A 20,583-nucleotide genomic window follows, 5' to 3' on the forward strand; every position below is an offset into this window, starting at 1 on the left:
GGATGTAGGCTTCGTATCCTGGAGATGCTCAACACCGAGCATGAAATCTGCTCTGCATAACGACATCCCAATCCTACCGGCGCAGGCTATCGCCACTCACTACTCATCATCGTCGAAGTTGTACATGCCCGGCGCGAGATTCTCGAAGCGGGTGTACTTGCCAATGAACGCCAAGCGCACGAAGCCGATGGGGCCGTTACGCTGCTTGCCGATGATGATTTCCGCCACACCCTTGTGCTCGGTCTCGGGGTGATACACCTCATCCCGGTACACGAACATGATCACGTCGGCGTCCTGCTCGATCGCACCGGACTCACGCAAGTCGGAGTTCACTGGGCGCTTGTTCGGCCGCTGCTCCAGGGAGCGGTTCAGCTGCGACAAGGCGATCACTGGGCAGTTGAATTCCTTGGCCAGGGCCTTGAGGGAACGGGAGATCTCGGAAATCTCATTGGTCCGGTTGTCGCCGGCGGAGCCCGGGATCTGCATCAACTGCAGGTAGTCGACCATGATCATGCCAATCTCACCGTGCTCGCGGGCCAGGCGCCGGGTCCGTGCACGCATCTCCGAGGGACTGATACCGGCGGTGTCGTCGATGAACAGTTTGCGGTTGTTGAGCAGATTCACCGCCGAGGTCAATCGCGGCCAGTCATCGTCATCCAGCTGGCCGGAACGCACCTTGGTTTGGTCGATGCGGCCGAGCGATGACAGCATACGCATGATCAGCGATTCACCTGGCATTTCGAGGGAGAACACGAGCACCGCTTTCTCGGACCGCAGCACAGCGTTTTCCACCAGGTTCATGGCGAAGGTAGTCTTACCCATCGACGGCCGGCCGGCCACGATGATGAGGTCGGCCGCCTGCAGGCCGCTGGTCTTCTCGTCCAGATCGGTGAAGCCGGTCGACACGCCGGTGATGTCGCTGTCAGAGTTGAATAGCGTGTCGATGCGATCGATGGCCATCGTCAGGAGGTCTTTGACACCAACCGGCCCGCCGGTTTTTGGCCGGGCTTCAGCAATCTGGAAAATCTGCCGTTCGGCCTCGTCGAGGATCTCCGAAGCGTTCCTGCCTTCAGGGTTGAAGGCACTGTCTGCGATGTCCGTGCTGATGCTGATCAGCTGGCGCAGGGTCGCCCGCTCCCTGATGATCGCAGCATAGGCTTTGATGTTGGCCACCGAAGGGGTGTTCTTGGCCAGCTCTGCCAGATAGGCCAGCCCGCCAACCTGGCTGCTCAGCCCTTCCTTGTCCAGGCGCTCATGCAGCGTGACGATATCGAATGGCTCGTTCAGGTCCGCCAGCTTGTGAATGGCGCGGAAAATAAGCCGGTGATCGTGCCGGTAGAAATCGCCGTCGGAGACCTGATCGAGCACGCGCTCCCAGGCATTGTTATCGAGCATGAGACCACCGAGCACGGATTGCTCTGCCTCGATAGAGTGCGGTGGCACCTTCAGCGAGGAAGTCTGTAGGTCGAGCTGCTCTGAAGCGTAGTCTTCGTTCATGTGGGCATCTTGTTCAGTAAGTTGAGGGCGCTTGCGAGTGGAGAGGCGTCAGCGGGCTTTATGGCGGCTTTCTCGCGCCTTTTCGGCGCCGCCCCCTACCCTTGCTCTCGACTTTGTTCGCCGCCCCTTCTGCGAGCTTCTGGACGGGCATGCGGCCAAGGCGTGGGTTAGGGTCAATCCTCTCTACCCCCATCTCTTGTTCAGTGAAGTCGTGCGTACCCGGCTCCAAATTAACGAAGCGTGTGTATCGACCCTCGAAACCAAGCCGGACGAAACCGGTCGGGCCTTCTCGCTGCTTGCCGATGATGATCTCTGCGGTACCAGCAAAACGGGAGTCGGGGTTGTACACCTCATCTCGATACACAAACATGATCACGTCTGCGTCTTGCTCGATAGCGCCGGACTCGCGCAGGTCGGAATTCACAGGTCGCTTGTCCTTGCGCTGTTCCACCGAGCGATTGAGCTGCGAGAGTGCAATCACGGGGCAATCAAATTCCTTGGCCAAAGCCTTGAGTGACCTGGAGATGGCCGAAATCTCGTTGGTCCGATTGAGACCGCCGTATCCGGGGATCTGCATCAGCTGCAGGTAGTCCACCATGATCAGTCCTATCTCGCCGTGCACACGTCGAAGTCTCCGCGTGCGGCTACGCATCTCCGATGGGCTCAGCGCCGGCGTGTCGTCAATGAAGAAGCGATCGTTTTTGTTGAGCGCGTTGGCAGCCTTGGTCAGCTTGGTCCAGTCCTCGTTCAACAGCTTCCCGGATCGGACTCGCGACTGGTCAATGCTACCCATCGAGGAGAGCATGCGCGTTAGCAGTGCATCGCCTGGCATCTCCATGGAGTAGACCACGACCACTTTATCCGACCGCAGAACGGCCTCTTCCACAATGTTCATGGCAAAAGTGGTTTTGCCCATGGATGGCCGGCCGGCCACGATGACCAGGTCAGCAGGACGCAACAGGCTCAGTTTGCTATCGAGGTCGACGAAACCTGTCGATAGGCCCAAGGACTCAAGCCCTGACTCATGGGCGGTTTCGATCTTCTCGACGGCCTTTCTGAGCAGGGTTTCGATGCCAACCGGACCGCCCTCCTTCGGCCGTTGACCGGCCACAGACAGCATTTTCGCTTCGGCATCATGCACCAGATCTTCCACGGAGCGACCGGCTGGGGAGTTGGCGCTCTGCTCGATCTCCTCGCACACACCGATGATCTTCCGGAACTGCGAACGCTCGCTGACTACGCGGGCAAAGGAGGCGATGTTGGCGACGGACGGGGTGTTATCGGAAAGCTCTTTTAGATAGGCCAAGCCACCTGCATTCGAGAGCTCACCTGCACGTTCCAAGGCCTCCTGTACCGTGACGACATCAAGCGCCCGGCCCTCTTCAAGCAGCCTGGCAATAGCCTTGAAAATGAGCCTGTGGTCAGAGCGGAAGAAGTCAGATTCGACGACCAGGTCAGAGACTCGAACCCAAGCACGCGGGTCATTCAGCAATCCCCCTAGAATGGCCTGCTCGGCTTCAACAGAATGCGGCAGCTCCCGGCTCGGGGTCTGTTCGTATTCAGCCGCTAGATGGAAATGGTCTTTCAAGCCTCAGGCCTTACTAATGGAAATGCTGGGGGTGGACCGGGCCGACAGCTGCGAGCAGTACCTCATAGAGGCTCTGGTGCGAGCTGACAGCTGGGTTTCGGGCACGATGTTCGTTGTTTGGGTGCCATGAACGCAACTACCTTGCGCTGGGTGGCCATTCTGGTTAGAACTTGACCTCAATCAACTCAGCCCGCCCACTGCGGGTCTGAAAGTCGCAAAGGCCCAACTGAACCACCCGTGGCTGCCGATGAGCGATGCAAGTAGCGACCTGGGCGCGGAATGCTTTGAGCTCAAGCGGCAGCAGTGAACGGCCAGTAGCGGCCTGGATCTTGTCGCCGAACTCCTGCAACGCGGCCTTCAGACCAGCACCATCGAAGTTCTGGTCTACGGGTTCGGCATTCGTTGTTGGGTTCAACATTGAAAATCTCCAGAGAGGGACTCGGGGCTACTGCGGCTGAACTCACATCCTTAGCGGCGTGATACAACCGAAAAATCGTAACACGTACCTATAATCATGAAAGCCGTATCGAATGTCAATTCAATGCCTAAAGCCAGAAAACAACTCATAATTTACTGATTTTCTATTATTCCTGCGAAACCATCAGGTCGGCCGGACACCCCGGAATACAGAGCACGGGGTAAGCCCTAAAGCTCTTCCGCCAGCTCAGTATCGAGCTCTTTCGTCTGATTGCTTTGCAGCGCCTGGATGGCAGTTGTACCGCCGGCTTCATTCTCGGAGGTGGATGCTGCAGGAACAACCCAATTGTATTGGTGCCCATCGAGCAGCCGTGATGTCACCTTATTCCATAGACTAGAGCGCCAGCGCAAGATCAGGTACTCCTCAACTTCCTTGCGACCTAATGGAATTGCGCAGAAGGACAGTTCGTAGTTACTCGAATACGCTTTGACTAGACCCTCTTTGTCGCTGGCGTCAATATTGAAGCGCACACAAGTGCCCTTCGCAAATGAGTGGTTTTTAAACGAGGTAAGGTCGCCCATTCGGGCGCGTAGTGCCGATGTCTCACCGACGTATCGTGCAATACCGGCCTCCCAGATCACGTAAACCCCAGCGTCACTTGTGATGTCATTTTTCCAGTCATGTTTACCGGCCAAAATTCGCCGCGGGGCAGCGATGAGCGTGGCTTCGTAGTGGCGCAATTTCTCCTGGACGTTCATGTAACCTAAATTCCTCGGTCTTGCTTAATGGAGCTATCGGTCTCTTGATTTCACTGATTGGGCATTACTATTTAAATTTTACTCAGCGAATATCGTAACACGCCTTGCTATCCTGGGATGCAATGCACGCTTTCCTGTATGCGCCCTGAGCTTGAATACTCACGTTATCGCCCTTAGCCCCCCGAGACTACCCCTTCAAGCTGATACCAGCCATCAGTTGTTTCCAGGGTCGTAATGGTCGAGAAAGCAGAGTCATGCAGCACAAGAGACTTCACCTCTCCAGCAGGCCGCGTAACTTTCTCCGGAGCGTAATGGTAGACAGCCCATATAACCAAGGCCAACAACAGTAGCACTATAGGTACGGTGATAAGATGATCCCTAACTGTCGGATCAAGAGCTTTCCATTTTTCGACAAGCATAGGAAATTTACCATATTCCTAAATATGATTTCGGTTTATGAGCAGCCCCAGAAATCAGCTCATTTTAATTTCATTTCGACTCCGCTGCTGCCGCCACTTCCGAAATGCAGCGAATGAATCACACACCAGTCCATGCCAAATCAGGCCCATAATTGTCAGTACAAAATAGTCTCGCGGCCCACCCAGGACCGCACGACTTTGAGCGTCCAATAGCTCAAGAGGAGTGAATAATTTGCCAACCAAGGAGACTAGCAGGGCAACCAGCACTAAAACCGCTGCTGAGCGCAATAAGCTGAGAATCGTGAATACAACTATCATTGCGAGCGCTTTGAGTGTGTGGATTGTGAAAAACCGAGGTCGCTCACAAACTCCGAGCCAGTTTGTCTTCCAGCCAGAATCACCATTCTTGAATTTTCGTTTCATCTCGATTCGACCTGTACTGATTACTGGGACTGGACGGACGGTGAACGCGAGATTGCCGGACCGGTATGCGGAGCACCGTCAGCTTGCTCCTGGGAAGCCTCCTCATCCTCGCGTTGAGCATCACAGCGCTCGTGGACATCTACGCAAGCGCCGCCGCAAGGTGCTGCCCGTTTCTTCTTGAAGCCGAACCCATGCCCTGTAGCCAGGTGTACAAACGGCAGTGCCGCCCAGTACCCAACCACAAAGGAAGCGGCCTTAGCGGTAAGGCCTGGCAATTGATATGCGAACGACGAAGCGAGAAACGCGAGAAGGCAGACGGCGCCCACCACATAGTTGCGCCGAATCTGAATTTTGGAGGTCCGCCGGCAGGCCGCGGTTTTGGAGCTACTCATTGTGCCGTTCCCTCGAACGCCGCTGCCTGGCGCTCAACTAATGCACAGCGCTCCTTGACCCAATCCAGATCCCTGACCCGGATGTCTTGCGCACTCCGATTGGCATCCACCAGGAGCCGAGTCGCGCATTTGGAATCACGGGCCGCCGCCTGAATTTCCTCGCTCGTCGCCGAGGAAAAACTGGTCCTCAGATTGTTCAACCCAAGGCCCTTATAAGCCAACGGCCCGCCGACCAGGGCCAGCAAAGCTACCCCCCAAAAAACCGCACGTCTGCGGGTGTGTTTTGCTGAAGTCACCATTGATCTCCCGACATGGTTTGCATGGCGAGAAAATAACATATAACGCGTACAGATAAGTCATTTAGTATCGAAAACGAACATCAAGGCCCATTGCCTTACATTTCTACAGCCCTCAGGCCCCTGCATAAGGACACCAAACAGAATGAAATGGGACGATTTGGACAAGCGACAGCAATGGTAGGTTACAGGCTTTATGGCCTTAAAGCTGTGGAATCAGTGGCTCCTTGTGGCTATCTGCGCACTGGTCACGTCAGCTGTGTTCTTTTACCCGATGCTTCAGATCCGTGAGCTGTACGGGAACACCGCGTCAGCCATTTTCTACGCCGCAACCTATTTCCTCAGCGCCAAGCACATTGGCTTTTGGATCATCAATCCTATCTGCGGGCTCGTCAGCCTCAACAAAATCCAGCGATCGTATGGCCCCCTCACCCGCCGGCAGGTCCAGGAATGGTTCGTCGAGTGGTGTTACACGCCGATCGACCTCTACGATGGGTCGGCACTGGACATTGCGCAGTTCGCCCGGGCAAACGGCGAAGGTAAGTAAAACCGTATCATCTGCTCGGCCTAGTCCCAGCCTGTAAGTCGAGGCCGAGCGTCATTGAAGCCATTGCCCCTCAAGTAGCTGCCAGGCCTAGCCTAGGCCCTAGACCTCAACTTCACGGCGCAACCGCCCTGTGTCGAAGGTGACGGGCTCAATCATCGTCCTTGGCAAGGCCGTACTCACTAAGTGCAGGCCCAGGCCCACCACCAATGTCGTAGAGCTCCTCCGGCGTATAGAGGCTGTCATTGCCCTCAAACAGCTCATCACCACCACGATTTCCAGCTCCAGCGCCCGACTTCGATCTGCGGCACCACACTGCGACATCTCGAATGAAGAAGCCCGCGGAGATGACTGCGAAAGCAAAGAATGTGAGCAGGACGCCCTTCGTCACGAGGATCAAGGCACCGGCTCCAAGGAACGCCAGCACCCCCTTCTGAATAGAGTGATCTGGGTCGCGGAGATGGCTCAGGCTGCAGCCGAAAGACAGCATCACCAGGGCCGCAGCAATCGCCACGCCTACATCCGCTTCTGCACTACTATCGATGGTTCCCCAGATACCCGCTGCCACAGGCCCTACAATCGCGGCCAGATGGCGCACCACGGCCAGCGGGGTGCGACGAATCCAATCCTCAATAGCCCAGCGGGTACGAGTTGAAGGCTTCATTTGAGGTGCCCGAACCAGGTCGGCCAATCGGTCCACTGCGGTCACCATGTTGCGTCTCGCAGATTGACTCACCACCGGCATGGCAGCGAGATCCTGGATGACCTGCACACAACGCTTGAACTCTGGGGTTACCCGCTTGAGTGAGGCTGCGTTGAAGTAGGCCAGGTCAATGCTGCCTGCGTAAAAACCAAGGTAACCAGCAATCAGAGCCTCGGCTCGCGCTACTTCTCGCTCAACAATTTTATACTGATTCATCGCTCATCCTTTCGAGTGCCGTCACTTCCTAGTATTACAACCATTCAGGGGATTCCTACGCCGCTTTGTGCTCTGGGGGAGCCACCGCCATCCAGCAATCAAGCCCAAAACGGCTCACATACCCCTCTCGGAGAAGTGCGAGGCGCCACCGCAGGGGAACACTTCTACCCATCAAGTATAGATACGCCAGTAGAATCTATAAATTTAAAATATTAAATGGCTCTTCGCATTTAAGGGTGTAGAAAAAATCTGACCGGCTGGAAAAGGAGTCGAGGATCTTAGAAAATGTAAGCTCTCACACCAACAAAAACTAAGCCCCCGACGTGAACAATCTTACCTTTTCTAGCCCTGATCTTTCCAGCTTTTGCCAACTGAATAACCTCGGCCTGACTGCCACTGGACAACATCTTTGTGCAGAGCGCGCCGTCATCGAATGTCGTTTAACCAAAGCACCCGAGCCATGCCCCAAGTGCGGGGCTGCTGGTGTTTCACGCGGTACTGTCGATAGGCATCTTGCTCACACACCTTACGGACAACGACCAACCAGATTGCTGCTGCGTATCCGTCGCTGGCGTTGTGCTTGCGGCTGTTTCTGGCATGAAGATACAAACAGTGCAGCACCTCCACGTTCAAAGCTTTCATATGGGGCGATACGCTGGGCATTAGCTGCCATCGTGCTGGATCATCTGTCGGTATCTCGTGTTGCGAGCCAGCTTGATGTTGCATGGCACACCGCTAATAATGCCATTATCAACGAAGGACGGCGCCTGCTTTTTAATGACTCGACACGTTTTGACGGTGTGACCGTGCTGGGCGTGGATGAGCATGTTTGGCGACATACACGCTGTGGTGACAAGTACGTCACCATCGTGGTTGACCTTACGCCCGTGCGTAACAAAAACGGGCCGGCCCGCTTGCTCGATGTGCTGGAAGGCCGCTCCAAACAAGCCTTTAAGCAATGGCTACAGAGTCGCCCCAAATCGTGGCGTGACCAGATCGAAAGCATTGCCATGGACGGTTTTACGGGGTTTAAATCTGCAGCGCAAGAAGCCCTGCCTCAAGCCCAAACCGTGCTGGATCCTTTCCATGTCGTGCGCTGGGCAAGCAACATGCTGGATGAATGCCGCCGGCGTGTGCAACACGACATCCTGGGCCGCAGAGGGCGTAAAAATGACCCGCTCTACAAAAGCCGTCGAACGCTACTGACTCGGATCAGCTACCTGTCTGACGCCAACAAAAAGCAACTGTTCCAGCTGTTTGCAGATGAGCACCACCTCGAAGTGGATTGCACCTGGAGCATGTACCAACGGGTGGTCAGCGCCTACAACGAGCCGGATCGAAAACGTGGTAAAAAACTCATGGAAGAGGTCATAAATATCATTACAGCCAGCGACTTGCCCAAAGCGCTCATCGAGGTGAAAGGCTTGGGGGAAACGCTGAAAAAATACGCTGAGAGCATCCTTGCCTACTTCGACCGGCCAGGAACCAGCAACGGTCCAACAGAAGCTATCAACGGGCGACTTGAGCACTTACGAGGTACCGCCTTGGGCTTTAGAAATTTAACCAATTACATAGCCAGGTGCTTGCTGAAGTCAGGAGGGTTTAGAAATCAGCTACACCCTTAAATGCGAAGAGCCTATTAAATCGCGCCCGTGAGTGGATAGGCATAGCTAAGTGACCGGATCTTAGAGAAGTTGCAGAATCCAATTATTGGTGTAACATAAACCGAAATTCATGAGCTGAAACTTTACTGCTCAAGCCGAAAATATTTCAGTGCCATCCAGAGGCTGACATGCTCACTCATCATTTCACCATAGTTCAGCATAAATATCTTTTTGTGAGCGAAGAGCGTGAAGCGTTCTGGGTAAGTGAAGGCCTAAACCCTTCAGAAGCAGAAGGCCTTGCATTGATTCCAGTAATTGCGCTGACGCTGAATGTTCCGGGCCTTGACCTCTATCACCAGAGGTTCTTCAAACACAATGATAAAATCTCGATAGCTAATTTTCTATACGAAGCTTGGGCATCAAACCCTTTCCTCAAAGGCATTCCAGACCAATTATGCATTGACGAAGAGCTACTGAGTGTCGTTCCCCTGAAGGGCATCCTTCAGCTAATTGATCCTGATGGCCAACTCAAGGAAATTGTGACCGATACTGACGCCACTTTCGGCGCTAGCAAGGTTCAGGCGCACGAGCAATCAATAATTTACTGGGAGGATTTCGAACTATTGAGAAAGCCAGCGTCAGTAGAGTCCCTACTGAACATTATTGGCAAGATGGTTTCTGAGCGCCAAGGCATCCTTGTAGAATCCTCCCCTCATGACAAAAGCAGAGATCATCTACTTGAAAAACACTTGGCGATATCACCCTCATTACCATCAATCTCTTTAAGCCCAGACGAATATTTTCGTCTTGATACCGACTGGGTAACCAAAGAAAGCTGGCAGGTACCCATGCCGGCCATAGGCAAAGCGTACTGCTATAGCGAGGAAAATGACGATCATCGCTGGATACATTGGCTGTTCCTCCAGGACGAAGATGAGGAGCCAAATGACGTTGACCAATATAAACTTATTGACGAAACCAGACATTATTGGTCTCCCGAAACTGAGGGCTTAATTGCCACGCTAAACGCTTTGGCGTACCCCATCGTAGAGTATTTGCCTGAGCACATTTCAAGTCGGGCACTTAGGTCATTCATGAAGGGGCGGGTACCCCTATCGAAAATCATGACCAAAGACCTCCTGCACTTAGTTAAATCACTACCAATTGTCATTTATCCAAAGACAGTTGAGGAGTGCACAGCCGCCTTCGGATGTATAACTCGCCATGGGCACTGCAAGTATATTTTCGAGCTAACAGGAGGTGAACACTCAAGCCATAAATTCCGGTTTTTTGCCGGCAATGCACCTACTACAGGAATTTTTTTGATAGTAATCCAGGTTGGCAGCATGGCTGATGGGCCAATGCTGAAGAGCGCGCTTTTCTGTAAAGAGGATGACCTTGACATTGGTCACGCGGGATTCGCAGCGCTGTCTTATTGGGTTGAGAGACTGCCTGAGTTCAACATAAAAGGTATCTGCACCCTAATTTTAGATATGGTTGAAAAAATGCTGCACGCCTCGATGGATGGCCTTAAGAACTGACTCTAATAGCTACATAAACTAGCATGTGAGTGGCGGGCACGGATCTCGGCGTGGAAGCGACACCCCAATGACCCGCCTCGCGTACGTGCCCCAGCAGAAAATGCGCCAGTGGAATGCCGGGGTGTGCCTATGCGTGGCGTCCCCGGTTGCGTCTCTCAGATCGCCGAAGGCCCACCGTCGCGGCCCATTGCTCTTCACTCTCCAACCGCTTCCCCTTAAAGTGGCCGCTCAACTGCGTTAAGAGGCAGGTGCCACGGTGCGCATCGGTTGTACGCAGAACTCCATCATTTGGAAACGCAATGGATCACAACCCCTACAGTGCGCAGTACGAAGCTGCTGTCGCCGCCCTTGCCGCGGCTGAAGTGGGCTTGCGGGAGCAGTACGAACTCTACGGCCACTTGTCTCGCTTTGATGAAGCTCAGGCCAAGTTGGCGCTCAAAAATGCCGAGGTGAAACTAGAGGAGCTCGAACGGGAGAGTTCCGAATTGGGTGGATTAACCCTGATCGATCGTGCCACAGTCCACGAGGCAGTCTATCGTGCGCACCGCTCGTTGCTCGGGCAAGCATTCGACGCTGTAACGGGGCGGGTTCCTCCCCCCCAAAAAATGTCCGAGGCAGAGGAAGCCAAGCTAGCCGAGAAAGCTGCACGGTTGGATGCATTGATTTGCGAAAATGGAGAGATAGCCACCCAGCAGCATCTGGTACAGAGGCTTCGATACGATGTTCAGTTCCACTCTACCCTGGACTGGCTCGAAACCGATTCCGACTACGCCACCTACAGTTCGCAGATCGCAAGACTGCAGCCAGCCGTTGAAAGTCTTGCAGCCAAAATTGCCAGGTTTGAAGAGCATATTCGTGTGCCGCAGGCACAGTGCCTCAAATATCGCGAGCGTCTGATTGTGGCCAAGGAGAAGCTGGCCCAAGCGATCATTTTCCGAGATGACCACCGAAACGCACCACCACGGTCAGAGGAGGCCGCGAAAGTTAAGGGGGCTTGTAGTAACTATTTCGGAACAGATGACATTGCCCAGGTCGTCAGGCACAAAACCAGCGATGTTGAGGACCTTGAGCGTGAGCTCGCAAAATGGGAGCAGCGAATGGCGTCGCTCCGGCAGCGCGATAGTCGGGTCATCGAGCGGCTGATCATTGACGGGAGCAACCTATGCAATCGTGGCCGGGGCAAGAATCAACAGTTCATCGGACTGAACGCTTTGAGTGCACTCGTTCCGGCACTGCTTTCAAACTGGCCTGGCAGTGAGATCATTCTGGTCTTTGACCCAGGCATCACGAGAAAGCTTCAGGTTTCGTGGGAGGACATTCAACGCACCTTCCCAGCGTCAGTAGAGACGTACCGCGTCGGCAGAGGCCGCAGCGCCGATGAAATGATCATCGAATTGGCATATTCCCCGAACGCTTACATCATCAGCAACGATCGTTTCGGGGAGTTCAGCAATCGACCTGCCATCAAGGAAAACAGAGTCTTTGGCCATGACATTACCAAGGCAAACATCTTGGTGAATGAGCTGTGGATCTCGGTGGAATATTGCTCTCCAGGCTGAGGCGGGTAGGCCTCCCCGCCCTCCATGCCACCCTACGAGCCGGTCAGAACGAAGCCCTAGAAGCCCCGACAGTTCGACATGCTGGAGTGTTCGACCAAAAGCCTGTCAACCGCCGTGGCCAGGTCGAACTCAGCTCGCTGTAGCGCCAGAAACAATTCTGCGCTGGTAGCCGTCTCATCGTGCGCATACTTCAAGTGTTCCGCACGTGCGTCCCTGAAGCGCTCGATCGCGTCAAGGGTGTTCTGATCCAGGTGCAAGCTGAGAGGCAGCTTCAGATCGCTGGTGGTTGGTATAGCCATTTTCCTGTCCATTGCTCGGTAAAAACCAGACCTTCCCCTGCTGAGTCATTGGTGTCGATCAGACGGCTCCGTCACGGCTGTAGGAAAAGTCAGCAGGCCAAGCCATGGCGGCTGAAACGCCCAGTATGCGCTTCACACTGTGCAGTGCGCAGCGCATACTGAGATGCGCGCTGCATCAGTTGCAGCATAGGCAGAATGGAATCCTTTTAACCCCCATAAACACTGGCTTGTAAACCACTTTTTTGACTTGTAAACCTCTGTGGTTTACAGTGAAAAAAAGTGGTTAACACGGAGCCAGGATATGCCGAATTTACAAGACGAAGCTAAGGCCTACATCGAGTCCGTTCTAGGTGTGACAGCGCACCTGACGCCGGTGCCACTCCGGGTCCCCTACACCATCCGGGATAGCTACAAGACCTACGAATTGAGCATGCCGATGGGGAAAAGCTCGGCGCTCAATATGATGCTGCTGGTCTCGCGTGATGAGGTTGCTTATCCGGGCATCGTGAAGCTGCAGAAGCACATCGAGCTCGTGCACAAGGCCACCAAACAGGTGGTCGTCTACGTCTGCAGATCATTGTCGGTTCAAGACCGCCGCAGCCTGATCACGCATCAGGTCAACTTCATCCAGCCCAGCTTTCAGATGTTCATACCAGAAATGGCGCTGGACCTGCGCGAAAGCTTCCGCCTGCGTCGAGAGCAAAGCGAGGTGGCCGCCCTCCTCCCGGCAGCCCAAGCCATGCTGCTCTCATGCCTGTATGCCGGCAAAACCGACGAAGCCTATTTTACGACGAACGCCCTCCTGGGCGGTCTCAATTACAGCCGGGTAACACTCTCGAAGGCGGTGGAACAGCTGACCTCCCTTGAGGTGATCACCCCTGCAAAGAGCGACCTTCACTGGAAGACCTACGCCTTCAACGGGACACCAGCTGAGGTGTTCCGAAAGGCCAAGCAATACCTACGGTCCCCCGTCAGAAAGAGAGTTGGCATAACCCGCAACACTCTCCCCATGGCGCCCGGTGTGTGTCTCGCCGGGGAAACTGCCCTGGCCAAATACACGATGCTGGCGGAGCCTAAACAGGCCGTGTGGGGAATGACCAAGAAAGTGTTCAACGACATGCTGGCGCTTGATGCGTTCAAAGTCATAGATTCGTTGGACGGGATCGAGGAGTGGGTGGAGATCTGGACGTATCCGTCGCTCACCGAAAGACACAACATAGCAGATGCGGCATCGCTGTATCTGAGCTTGGATGAAAACCCTGACGAACGCATTCAGATTGCGTTGGATGAACTCAAGGAGCAAGTCAATTGGTTAGCGTAATAGGCCTGGATGTCTTCGGCAAACACTTCCATGATTTTCGTGATAGCTACGTCCTGATCGGAGGCGTTGCCTCAGCTCTCGCAATGGAGGACGCGGGCGAGGATTTCAGGGTCACTAAGGACCTGGACGTTGTCTTGGTAATCGAAGCACTGAATGCCGACTTTGTTGCAAGGTTCTGGGCGTTCATAAAAAGTGGCGGTTACGAGATCAAGCAGAGAGGCGGCGAGCGTCCAGAACCCATTTTCTATCGGTTCCAAAAACCTACAGATCCCTCCTACCCCGTCATGATCGAACTATTCTCGCGGGCGCCGGAAGGCCTGGAGCACGAAGAGAACGCGACGCTGACCCCCATCCCAACAGACGAATCGGTTTCGAGCTTAAGCGCCATTTTGCTGAACGAGGACTATTACCAGTTCCTACTGTCCGGCCGCCAGCAGGGTGAGGAGCTGACCTATATCGGCGCCGATCGCCTTATCCCCTTCAAGGCTAAAGCCTGGCTCGACTTGTCTCAGCGCAAAGAAAACGGTGAAGGCGGGGCAGACAGTAAGGACATCAGAAAGCACCGGAACGATGTCCTGGCCCTGACCAGTCTGCTGACCGGCGAAGTGATCGAGCTGCCCGAAAGCATCACCGCGGACATGCAGCTGTTCCTAGACCGCCTGGCTACCGAGGATCTCGACTTCAAAGCACTCAAGATCCAGGGTGACCTCCCGACCATTGTCGGCCGTATTGCAGAGTCCTTCGGCCTTCAGGTGACCGCTTAAAGCGAATCGCCCCGCACAATTCGCGCTCGACGTTCAAGTCGGGCGCCATTGCCCTCCCCTAGTTCGATCAATCCGTGATCCTCATTACTTCACGGAAACGGATTCGGTCACCACGAACGAGACCACACCGCCCAACGCAACGCCGTCCAGGCCTTGCTTCCCATCTTTGTCGACCACATAGCCTTTCAGCTCTCGCTGCTCAACTCCGTCGCACGACAGTGTGGCGGTCGCAGCCACATGCTTCTTCATGCTGTTGTTCCATTCGAGGGGGATGCCCAGAGCGCAGTCGCCGCCGGCCAGGACCTGAGAAAAATCATAATCCACCTTGCCAGCCCCACCTGCGCGGTACTCGGTCGGCAGAACAGTGCCAAGCGCAGGATCACCGAGGTGATAGAGTTTTGCGTAGATGACAGCGCCCATTGGGATGGTCACGTTGATCTTTTTGTCATTGCACCCTGCCAGCGACAGAGCGATACAACCGTACACGGCAAGATTTCGAAGTGGTGACATACTTTTTCCAGTTTGAGAATGGGTGTCAAAAGTCAGCAGTGCTAAGCCAGCGGCCATGCGATTCCGCTAACAGTTCAGTTGCCAGCGGCCCTTGGGCCAGGTCTTGTCGACGTGAGCCATGGCCGCTTCCTTGGTTTTGAAGCGCCGGCGCATCACCTGATCGGGATGGCCTGGGTCACTTCGATCACCTGTTATGTACGGCGCCCAAGCCAGCCAATAAGCCGCCTCGGGCTGGTCGTCTGCGCCGTGCGGTTGCGCGACACCGGCCAAGTCACTGCGAGTCCAACTACTGGGGCGAAACTCGCGCCATTGGGGCTCGGTCACGGGCATTTAATCCGGCTCGACCGGGTGCGGATCTGGTTGGAACTGGGCGACGTAGCCAAGCACGGCCGCGACCCGCCGGCCGGTCGCGCTCCCCTTGTCGGTGCACTCGCGGTAGGCTTGGCCACTCTGGACTATTTCCTTAAGCAGCTCGGCGGCCTTGTCCAGGTGCTGCTCGGTTTCGTTGGTGTGCTCGATAAGCTGTTGGTAAGCCTTTTGCGACTCACCATGGCGCCGGTCCATGGCCTGGACGATTTCGAGCAAGCGGTCTGTGCCGATTTCGTCGGTATCACCCAAGCAGAGCCGGTCGCCCTCATCCTGGGTGCATTGGCAGTCGTCGGTCAGCACTTCCGAACTACCGACCCAACCGCAAAGCTTGCACTCGACGGTGTAGTAGTTTCCCACCAGTGGTTCCTGGCCGATGCAGACCGGCATGCGTACCATCTTCTCAACGGTTCTCATCGTGACCTTCCTTGAATCTCACACCGGTTTCAGGTGAGGCGTTTTTGAGTCGGCAATCTGCACTAGCATCGCTGGTTGCATGGTCATCACATCGAAGCCCATCGACTCAAACCACTCGCGATTCATCAGCGAACGGGCTTCGGTTGGTACGTCGAAGAATCCGTTGTCCTCTGACCAGAAGCGGCAACTGACCGGGTGCAACAGATCGAGGTCGAATGAGCCGCCTGGATAGATGCACACGATCAGCTCCCAAGACGCATCAGGCGGCGTTGGCCACTGATACCCTGCTGGCGCTTTGCGTTCACGTTGCCCGCCTTCAAAGCGCCCTGAAAGGCCGTATACGAACGCACGCACCTGCCACATCGCCACCACGCGGCCTTGTGCTTTCTGATCGGCACAGACGCGCTGGAAAGCCTTACGCACCAATGGCTTTGGCAGGCCCCATACAAAGCAGGAAATGCCTTGCTGGTAGAAGGCCTCAAACCCCATTACCGGATACCCCGCTTCGTCGGTCGCTCGATCCAAATAGTTCATGGCTCATTTTCCCTAGTGCGCGACCTGGGCGGCTTTGGCCCGGTCATTAAGTTGCTTGGCCAGCGCCTCGCCGGCTGCCGTCAGGTCGTAGTCACCGTGCGCGAATGACACCAGCCCTCGCTTTCGCAGCGCTTCGCAGGTACGCACCCGCGCAGCGTAGGACAATGGGCCATGCACGCCGAAGTCATCCCAGCCCCAGCCGGTCCCCAGCTTCATCAGTACGGTTTTCATCGGCTCACTGAGCTTGGTGGTCACGGTCGATATCCCTACCAGAATGGGGTCATAGGAACGCGCTCGGTCATGAGCTTGTCATTGCCATGCTCAGCACTGAATGCCTCGTACTTGGCGATATTTGCCTTGCAGAACGCTTCCAGCTCATCGGCTGCTAGGCGTGGCGAATAGGCATAGACAGGTTCCGCCGAATCATCCAAAAACTGCTCTGTGCCATCCGCATGGATCACTACGGGTACGCCCCCAGCAGCACTTCCACATCGGTGATGAAGGGCGCAGTCTCGGCGCCACGGGGATCAAAAATCACCTGCCCCCCGGCCTTCATAGCTTCAAGCAGCAAATTGCGCCGGCCTTTGGATCGCTCGTATTCGATCACAATCACGCGACCATCGGCGTACACCTCAAAATCATTACCGCATGCGTCGCAGGTGTCTGGCCTGCTAGGCCCATCCATCTGCCGGACCACAGCAATCTGGGTCGTGACCGTGTGCTGGCAGGCCGGACACGCAACGTCGAGCGTGCGGCCTGCTGGCCAAGGGTTTACCGCCGCAGTCAGCTTGAAACGGAAATCAGTGCGGCAGCCTGCACAGGTCACGCCGTAGGCGCGAATCGGCGCCAACGAAAAATGCCCCTGTGGGTCTTGCTGTCGCCAGGTCGAGGCATGGAACTCTTCGGTGGTATGGCAGTGCGGACAGGTCACATCAACGCTTGTCGCGTCGGGGTTGATTGGCTGGTGCACTTCGAGCATATCGGACTCAGATGGCATGGTCGCTCATTTCCTTAGTACCACTAGATATTGTGTTGAAAGCAGCTGAAGAGGACACAAGATGTAGTGTCACAGCGTCATTTCCTTCATCGGATCAGAGGGAATGGAGTGGTTCACAGTCCAGCGACAAACGTGACTACTGATCAGACGCAGTGCCCCCCTGCCGATCGTTTTGACCTAGGGCCGGCGCGAGCCCTGCTTCGTCAGTGGCGAAGTACGAAGCATGCGCAGCCCAATTACATTTTGGGCAGGGGATGTCACCGCCATGGCGCAAGGCGCCACCTGGTTCGTCGCAACTGTCCTCATCCCAAAGAAACCCATCAACACACTGCGCGTCGGGATAGGACGCACCGAAATGCCGACCTTGGTAATCGCAACCCAGAGCTATACCAGAGATCACACACCCTCCTTAGCAACATAAAGCAAACTGATACATAACACGTATGCGTAATAAGATGGTACCACAGGTCGAGTGCTGGGGCAGACCAGGAAAGAGGGGACAGATCATTTCAGGCCGGCAGTGCAGGCGTTGTAGCTTCACAGAAAAGCTGGCTTCACAAATAGTTGACCGGCCGGGCTCCAAACTAGGTCCCAGCGGTCACCATCAAGCCCGCTTCCGCGGGCTTTTTTGACTGGAACTCCTGCAGAAGCGCCCTCCTCCGCTAAGTAGGAAAGGGCCGCCAATGGAGAGGCGTGGAGGATGGGGGCGGTGATGCGCTCCTGCGCACCTCATTCTTCGCTCATGCACTCAACCTAGCGCCACCGATAGGCGGCCTCTGCAGGGCTCACGCATGGGCCCCAGGCCCCTTTGTCGCTGACCCCAACAGCAGCACCAAGCGACAGGGTATAGTTGACAAGACGAAATCTTATAAAAAACAAACGTCCACGATTCATGGAATGTGGACGAATGACATTTCTTTTATTCCGGAACGTCAATATTTTTTGACCATTTCTGATCGACGGAGGAAATTTCTCAACCAGAATGCATTGAACCCTTCCGCGGATGCCGGCCTCTAGCCTGGCAACGAAGAATTTTCTTGACTATTTAATTAGTACCAAGAGAATGTTGTCCACGATTCATGGAATGTGGACACGCGGAGAAAAGCCAGTTATGAAGAGTCAAGACATTTTGTTGCTTTTCAAAATGACTAGCCTGCACGCTCAAGAGGAAAACCTGTTTGGCCGCATGGAATTGGAATCTACCTCTGAGCATGTGAGAAACATTCTCAACCCAGAGCCCCGTTGGTTGGCGTCAGTTAGCGGCCAGGTAGGTGAGGTGCTGTCTCAGTTGCTGCCGAATGACGAAGACACGGTATTTCGGCCACAAGAACTCGATTCACCGATGGGCGATTCTGACCGATGGGAGGGCTGGTCGGATGTGGTGCCGTCGACCCCAGTAACGAGCTGGAGCGAAAACTATTCCTTGCGGGCGCTCTCTGCGTCGCTTGGCCTCAGTAAAAGTGAAGTCTCCAACGCCATGGCGCGTTGTCGCAATGCCGGCCTTCTTACCAGCGATTTCGACACCGGTCTTCCAAAGGTGAATCGACGTGAGCTGCTGAAGGTTGCCGAGCACGCTCTGAAGTACTTTTTTCCAGTAAAGCCAGGTGCAATCGTCCGTGGCATCCCTACCGGCTTTGCTGCGCCAGCCCTTTCGAAAAGCCTAAAAAGTGCTGGCGGACTGATACCTGTCTGGCCCGACCCACTGGGCAGCGAGCGAGGCCAGTCAATCGAGCCCCTCTACAAGACGGTGCCCGAAGCGGTAAAAATAGATAGGACCCTTTATCATTACCTCGCGCTTGTAGACGCGATCCGCGTTGGCGGCCCAAGGGAGTGTGGCGTGGCTGTCAACATACTGAAAGCAGGGATGGGGGTGAAGTAATATGGCATCGAATGCGGACCACAACTACGAGCTTATCTCGTTTGTGGCTGATGGTTTGGGCGACGAGTTTTTGGCTGAGTGTGCCTTTGTCGGTGGATGCACAACCGCTATGTTGGTCACCGATAGCGCAGTGCTGGACGACATCCGATTCACCGACGATGTCGACCTGGTGATCGAGCTAGCAGGCATTTCTGCCTGGGAAAAGCTTACAGTGCGTCTTGCAGCGAAAGGCTTCAAGATCACTGGGGAAGATGATGTGAACTGCCGGTTCAGGTTCAATGATGTCATCGTCGATGTGATGCCAAGCGACGCGTCTATTCTCGGCTACGCTAACCGCTGGTATGTAGAGGGACTGGCTCAAGCGGTACCATTTGAGCTACCTAGCGGTCGGGCAATTCGAATCTTCAAGCCAGCATTCTTCTTGGCAACTAAGCTCGAAGCCTTCAGTGGTCGGGGTAACGGCGATCCGTACCATAAGGACGTCGAGGATATCATCATCCTCCTAGACGGACGCCCAGAGCTATTGGCAGAGGTCCGTGAAGCCGGCGAAGAGCTCAGGCAATACGTTGCCGAGTGTATTGGCGCTCTGGCAAAACTTAACGGCATCGATTATGCAGTTGAGAGCTCAGGCTCTGTTCGAGCCAACCCTGGGCGTGCCAAGCTCATTCATCAACGCATGAAAGACCTGAGCGCGCTCGCATGAGATATCAAACTAGGTCCGTAAAAGGGCATGACCGAGCAGCGAACCACGACTTTGCAGCCGCCGAGATCCATGGGGCACGAGGCCTTTTTGTCATTATGGATGGCACCTCGAAACCAGGCAGCGGTCAGCTTGCGCAAGGCTTGGCACAAGGCGTGATTAGAGCCTATCTGAGCAATGTAGCTCAGGGCGCAGATGACTCCAGCCCAGAACAAGTTCAACAATTGCTCAACGGTATCTTGGTGGATATGCACCGTCAGCTATTCACAAACCAGACTGGCACCACCAGCTATCTGATCGGTGTCGCATCCCAGGGCCTACTCACCGTTGCTTATGAGGGTGATTGCGCCTGTGGGATGGCTGGAAACGACGGCAATATCGAATGGTTTACTCCTCCACACTGCCAAGCAAACTGGAAGCGCGACAGATCGCACCGCGAATTGGCGTTGGATCCTGCACGCAATCTGGTTACCCGCAGCCTCAGAGCAACACGCGCTCCGAGTCCTGATTTTTTACGCCAGCCGGCACCGGCGGGAACTCGTTTTGTCTTCGCCACAGATGGGTTCTGGGCCGAGCTCACTGAATCGCAGCAAGCTGCTGCGATCAATGAGCCAGCTGGGGACATTGCTGTCGTGAGTGATGATGTCACTTGGATTGACGTGAGAATGTGAGTCCTGCCGAGCCAACTATTGGGTGGATCAGATAGGCCTTTCTCATCTGATCTTTGAAAACTGATGGGGGCTATCGCCAAAGAATGACCTTGAGGCAGCTTTTGCTGAGCCTGCAGAGTCACCATTTTCGTGGCTCTACAGGCGTGCCTCCCCTGCCCTTTGCTTCA

Annotated in this window: 23 protein-coding genes; 9 read left to right on the plus strand and 14 right to left on the minus strand. The window is 55.0% G+C overall.

Annotated features, from left to right (window positions below):
* Window positions 1-99: 99 nt before the first annotated feature.
* From dnaB (J5X93_RS26470) to J5X93_RS26490, 5 genes are all read right to left on the minus strand, one after another.
* A complete protein-coding gene (gene dnaB / locus J5X93_RS26470) occupies window positions 100-1,497 on the minus strand; it encodes a replicative DNA helicase (RefSeq protein ID WP_004575970.1) in 1,398 nt (465 codons plus the stop codon).
* A 58-nt stretch (window positions 1,498-1,555) separates the two neighbouring features.
* A complete protein-coding gene (gene dnaB, locus J5X93_RS26475) occupies window positions 1,556-3,085 on the minus strand; it encodes a replicative DNA helicase (RefSeq protein ID WP_039614364.1) in 1,530 nt (509 codons plus the stop codon).
* Between the two features lie 163 nt (window positions 3,086-3,248).
* Window positions 3,249-3,503: a glutathione S-transferase family protein gene (locus tag J5X93_RS26480; RefSeq protein ID WP_250035043.1), complete on the minus strand. Its 255-nt coding sequence runs from the start codon at window positions 3,501-3,503 to the stop codon at window positions 3,249-3,251.
* A 227-nt stretch (window positions 3,504-3,730) separates the two neighbouring features.
* Window positions 3,731-4,261, minus strand: coding sequence for a hypothetical protein (locus J5X93_RS26485; RefSeq protein WP_039614366.1), 531 nt, complete (start codon window positions 4,259-4,261; stop codon window positions 3,731-3,733).
* 1,230 nt (window positions 4,262-5,491) lie between these two features.
* The gene (locus J5X93_RS26490) at window positions 5,492-5,794 is read right to left on the minus strand and encodes a hypothetical protein (protein WP_023662172.1); all 303 of its coding nucleotides are present in this window, start codon (window positions 5,792-5,794) and stop codon (window positions 5,492-5,494) included.
* A 193-nt stretch (window positions 5,795-5,987) separates the two neighbouring features.
* On the opposite strand from J5X93_RS26490, the gene J5X93_RS26495 reads away from it, so the two are divergent.
* The gene (locus tag J5X93_RS26495) at window positions 5,988-6,338 is read left to right on the plus strand and encodes a hypothetical protein (RefSeq protein WP_177337035.1); all 351 of its coding nucleotides are present in this window, start codon (window positions 5,988-5,990) and stop codon (window positions 6,336-6,338) included.
* Between the two features lie 148 nt (window positions 6,339-6,486).
* On the opposite strand, the gene J5X93_RS26500 is transcribed toward J5X93_RS26495, so the two are convergent.
* Window positions 6,487-7,254, minus strand: a complete 768-nt coding sequence (locus tag J5X93_RS26500) for a hypothetical protein (protein WP_250035035.1) — start codon at window positions 7,252-7,254, stop codon at window positions 6,487-6,489.
* 323 nt (window positions 7,255-7,577) lie between these two features.
* On the opposite strand from J5X93_RS26500, the gene J5X93_RS26505 reads away from it, so the two are divergent.
* The 3 genes from J5X93_RS26505 (at window position 7,578) to J5X93_RS26515 (ending at window position 11,958) form a co-directional block, all read left to right on the plus strand.
* Window positions 7,578-8,879, plus strand: a complete 1,302-nt coding sequence (locus J5X93_RS26505; RefSeq protein ID WP_011920678.1) for an ISL3-like element IS1411 family transposase — start codon at window positions 7,578-7,580, stop codon at window positions 8,877-8,879.
* A gap of 167 nt (window positions 8,880-9,046) precedes the next feature.
* A complete protein-coding gene (locus J5X93_RS26510; protein WP_039614369.1) occupies window positions 9,047-10,399 on the plus strand; it encodes a hypothetical protein in 1,353 nt (450 codons plus the stop codon).
* A gap of 299 nt (window positions 10,400-10,698) precedes the next feature.
* Entirely contained in the window at window positions 10,699-11,958 is a 1,260-nt protein-coding gene (locus J5X93_RS26515; RefSeq protein ID WP_039614370.1) for a hypothetical protein, read from the plus strand.
* Window positions 11,959-12,014: 56 nt separating this feature from the next.
* Here the strand turns inward: J5X93_RS26515 and J5X93_RS26520 are convergent, their stop codons facing one another.
* Window positions 12,015-12,257, minus strand: a complete 243-nt coding sequence (locus tag J5X93_RS26520; RefSeq protein WP_039614371.1) for a hypothetical protein — start codon at window positions 12,255-12,257, stop codon at window positions 12,015-12,017.
* 301 nt (window positions 12,258-12,558) lie between these two features.
* Between J5X93_RS26520 and J5X93_RS26525 the strand changes: the two genes are divergently transcribed.
* Window positions 12,559-13,578: a hypothetical protein gene (locus J5X93_RS26525; protein WP_054902298.1), complete on the plus strand. Its 1,020-nt coding sequence runs from the start codon at window positions 12,559-12,561 to the stop codon at window positions 13,576-13,578.
* Window positions 13,566-14,342 carry a hypothetical protein gene (locus J5X93_RS26530; protein WP_039614372.1) on the plus strand — a complete coding sequence of 259 codons (777 nt, stop codon included), beginning with the start codon at window positions 13,566-13,568 and terminating at the stop codon, window positions 14,340-14,342. The genes J5X93_RS26525 and J5X93_RS26530 overlap by 13 nt, the downstream gene beginning before the upstream one ends.
* 84 nt (window positions 14,343-14,426) lie before the next feature.
* Here J5X93_RS26530 and J5X93_RS26535 read toward each other — a convergent pair whose 3' ends face one another.
* From J5X93_RS26535 to J5X93_RS26565, 7 genes are read right to left on the minus strand one after another with little or no spacing between them, the layout of a single operon-like run.
* Window positions 14,427-14,909: a hypothetical protein gene (locus tag J5X93_RS26535; protein ID WP_223817442.1), complete on the minus strand. Its 483-nt coding sequence runs from the start codon at window positions 14,907-14,909 to the stop codon at window positions 14,427-14,429.
* A gap of 9 nt (window positions 14,910-14,918) precedes the next feature.
* Complete coding sequence (locus J5X93_RS26540) at window positions 14,919-15,176, minus strand: hypothetical protein (RefSeq protein WP_128637241.1); 258 nt, start codon at window positions 15,174-15,176, stop codon at window positions 14,919-14,921.
* Window positions 15,177-15,182: 6 nt separating this feature from the next.
* Window positions 15,183-15,635, minus strand: coding sequence for a hypothetical protein (locus J5X93_RS26545; protein ID WP_023662183.1), 453 nt, complete (start codon window positions 15,633-15,635; stop codon window positions 15,183-15,185).
* Between the two features lie 18 nt (window positions 15,636-15,653).
* Window positions 15,654-16,169 (minus strand): hypothetical protein, encoded by a 516-nt coding sequence (locus J5X93_RS26550; RefSeq protein ID WP_039614374.1) that lies wholly within the window; start codon window positions 16,167-16,169, stop codon window positions 15,654-15,656.
* Between the two features lie 12 nt (window positions 16,170-16,181).
* Window positions 16,182-16,424 (minus strand): hypothetical protein, encoded by a 243-nt coding sequence (locus J5X93_RS26555; protein ID WP_023662185.1) that lies wholly within the window; start codon window positions 16,422-16,424, stop codon window positions 16,182-16,184.
* A gap of 11 nt (window positions 16,425-16,435) precedes the next feature.
* Window positions 16,436-16,630, minus strand: a complete 195-nt coding sequence (locus J5X93_RS26560) for a hypothetical protein (protein WP_250035033.1) — start codon at window positions 16,628-16,630, stop codon at window positions 16,436-16,438.
* Window positions 16,630-17,148: a hypothetical protein gene (locus J5X93_RS26565; RefSeq protein ID WP_250035031.1), complete on the minus strand. Its 519-nt coding sequence runs from the start codon at window positions 17,146-17,148 to the stop codon at window positions 16,630-16,632. The genes J5X93_RS26560 and J5X93_RS26565 overlap by 1 nt, the downstream gene beginning before the upstream one ends.
* A 1,102-nt stretch (window positions 17,149-18,250) precedes the next feature.
* Here J5X93_RS26565 and J5X93_RS26570 point away from each other — a divergent pair.
* Genes J5X93_RS26570 through J5X93_RS26580 form a run of 3 tightly spaced genes read left to right on the plus strand, consistent with a single transcriptional unit; the run spans window position 18,251 to window position 20,416 of the window.
* The gene (locus J5X93_RS26570; protein WP_172688323.1) at window positions 18,251-19,045 is read left to right on the plus strand and encodes a MarR family transcriptional regulator; all 795 of its coding nucleotides are present in this window, start codon (window positions 18,251-18,253) and stop codon (window positions 19,043-19,045) included.
* Between the two features lies 1 nt (window position 19,046).
* Window positions 19,047-19,748, plus strand: coding sequence for a nucleotidyl transferase AbiEii/AbiGii toxin family protein (locus tag J5X93_RS26575; RefSeq protein WP_004577602.1), 702 nt, complete (start codon window positions 19,047-19,049; stop codon window positions 19,746-19,748).
* A complete protein-coding gene (locus tag J5X93_RS26580; protein ID WP_039614045.1) occupies window positions 19,745-20,416 on the plus strand; it encodes a PP2C family protein-serine/threonine phosphatase in 672 nt (223 codons plus the stop codon). The genes J5X93_RS26575 and J5X93_RS26580 overlap by 4 nt, the downstream gene beginning before the upstream one ends.
* The last annotated feature ends 167 nt before the right edge of the window (window positions 20,417-20,583 follow it).

Source organism: Pseudomonas sp. BYT-1 (assembly GCF_023611805.1).
Taxonomy (GTDB): Bacteria; Pseudomonadota; Gammaproteobacteria; order Pseudomonadales; family Pseudomonadaceae; genus Aquipseudomonas; species Aquipseudomonas guariconensis.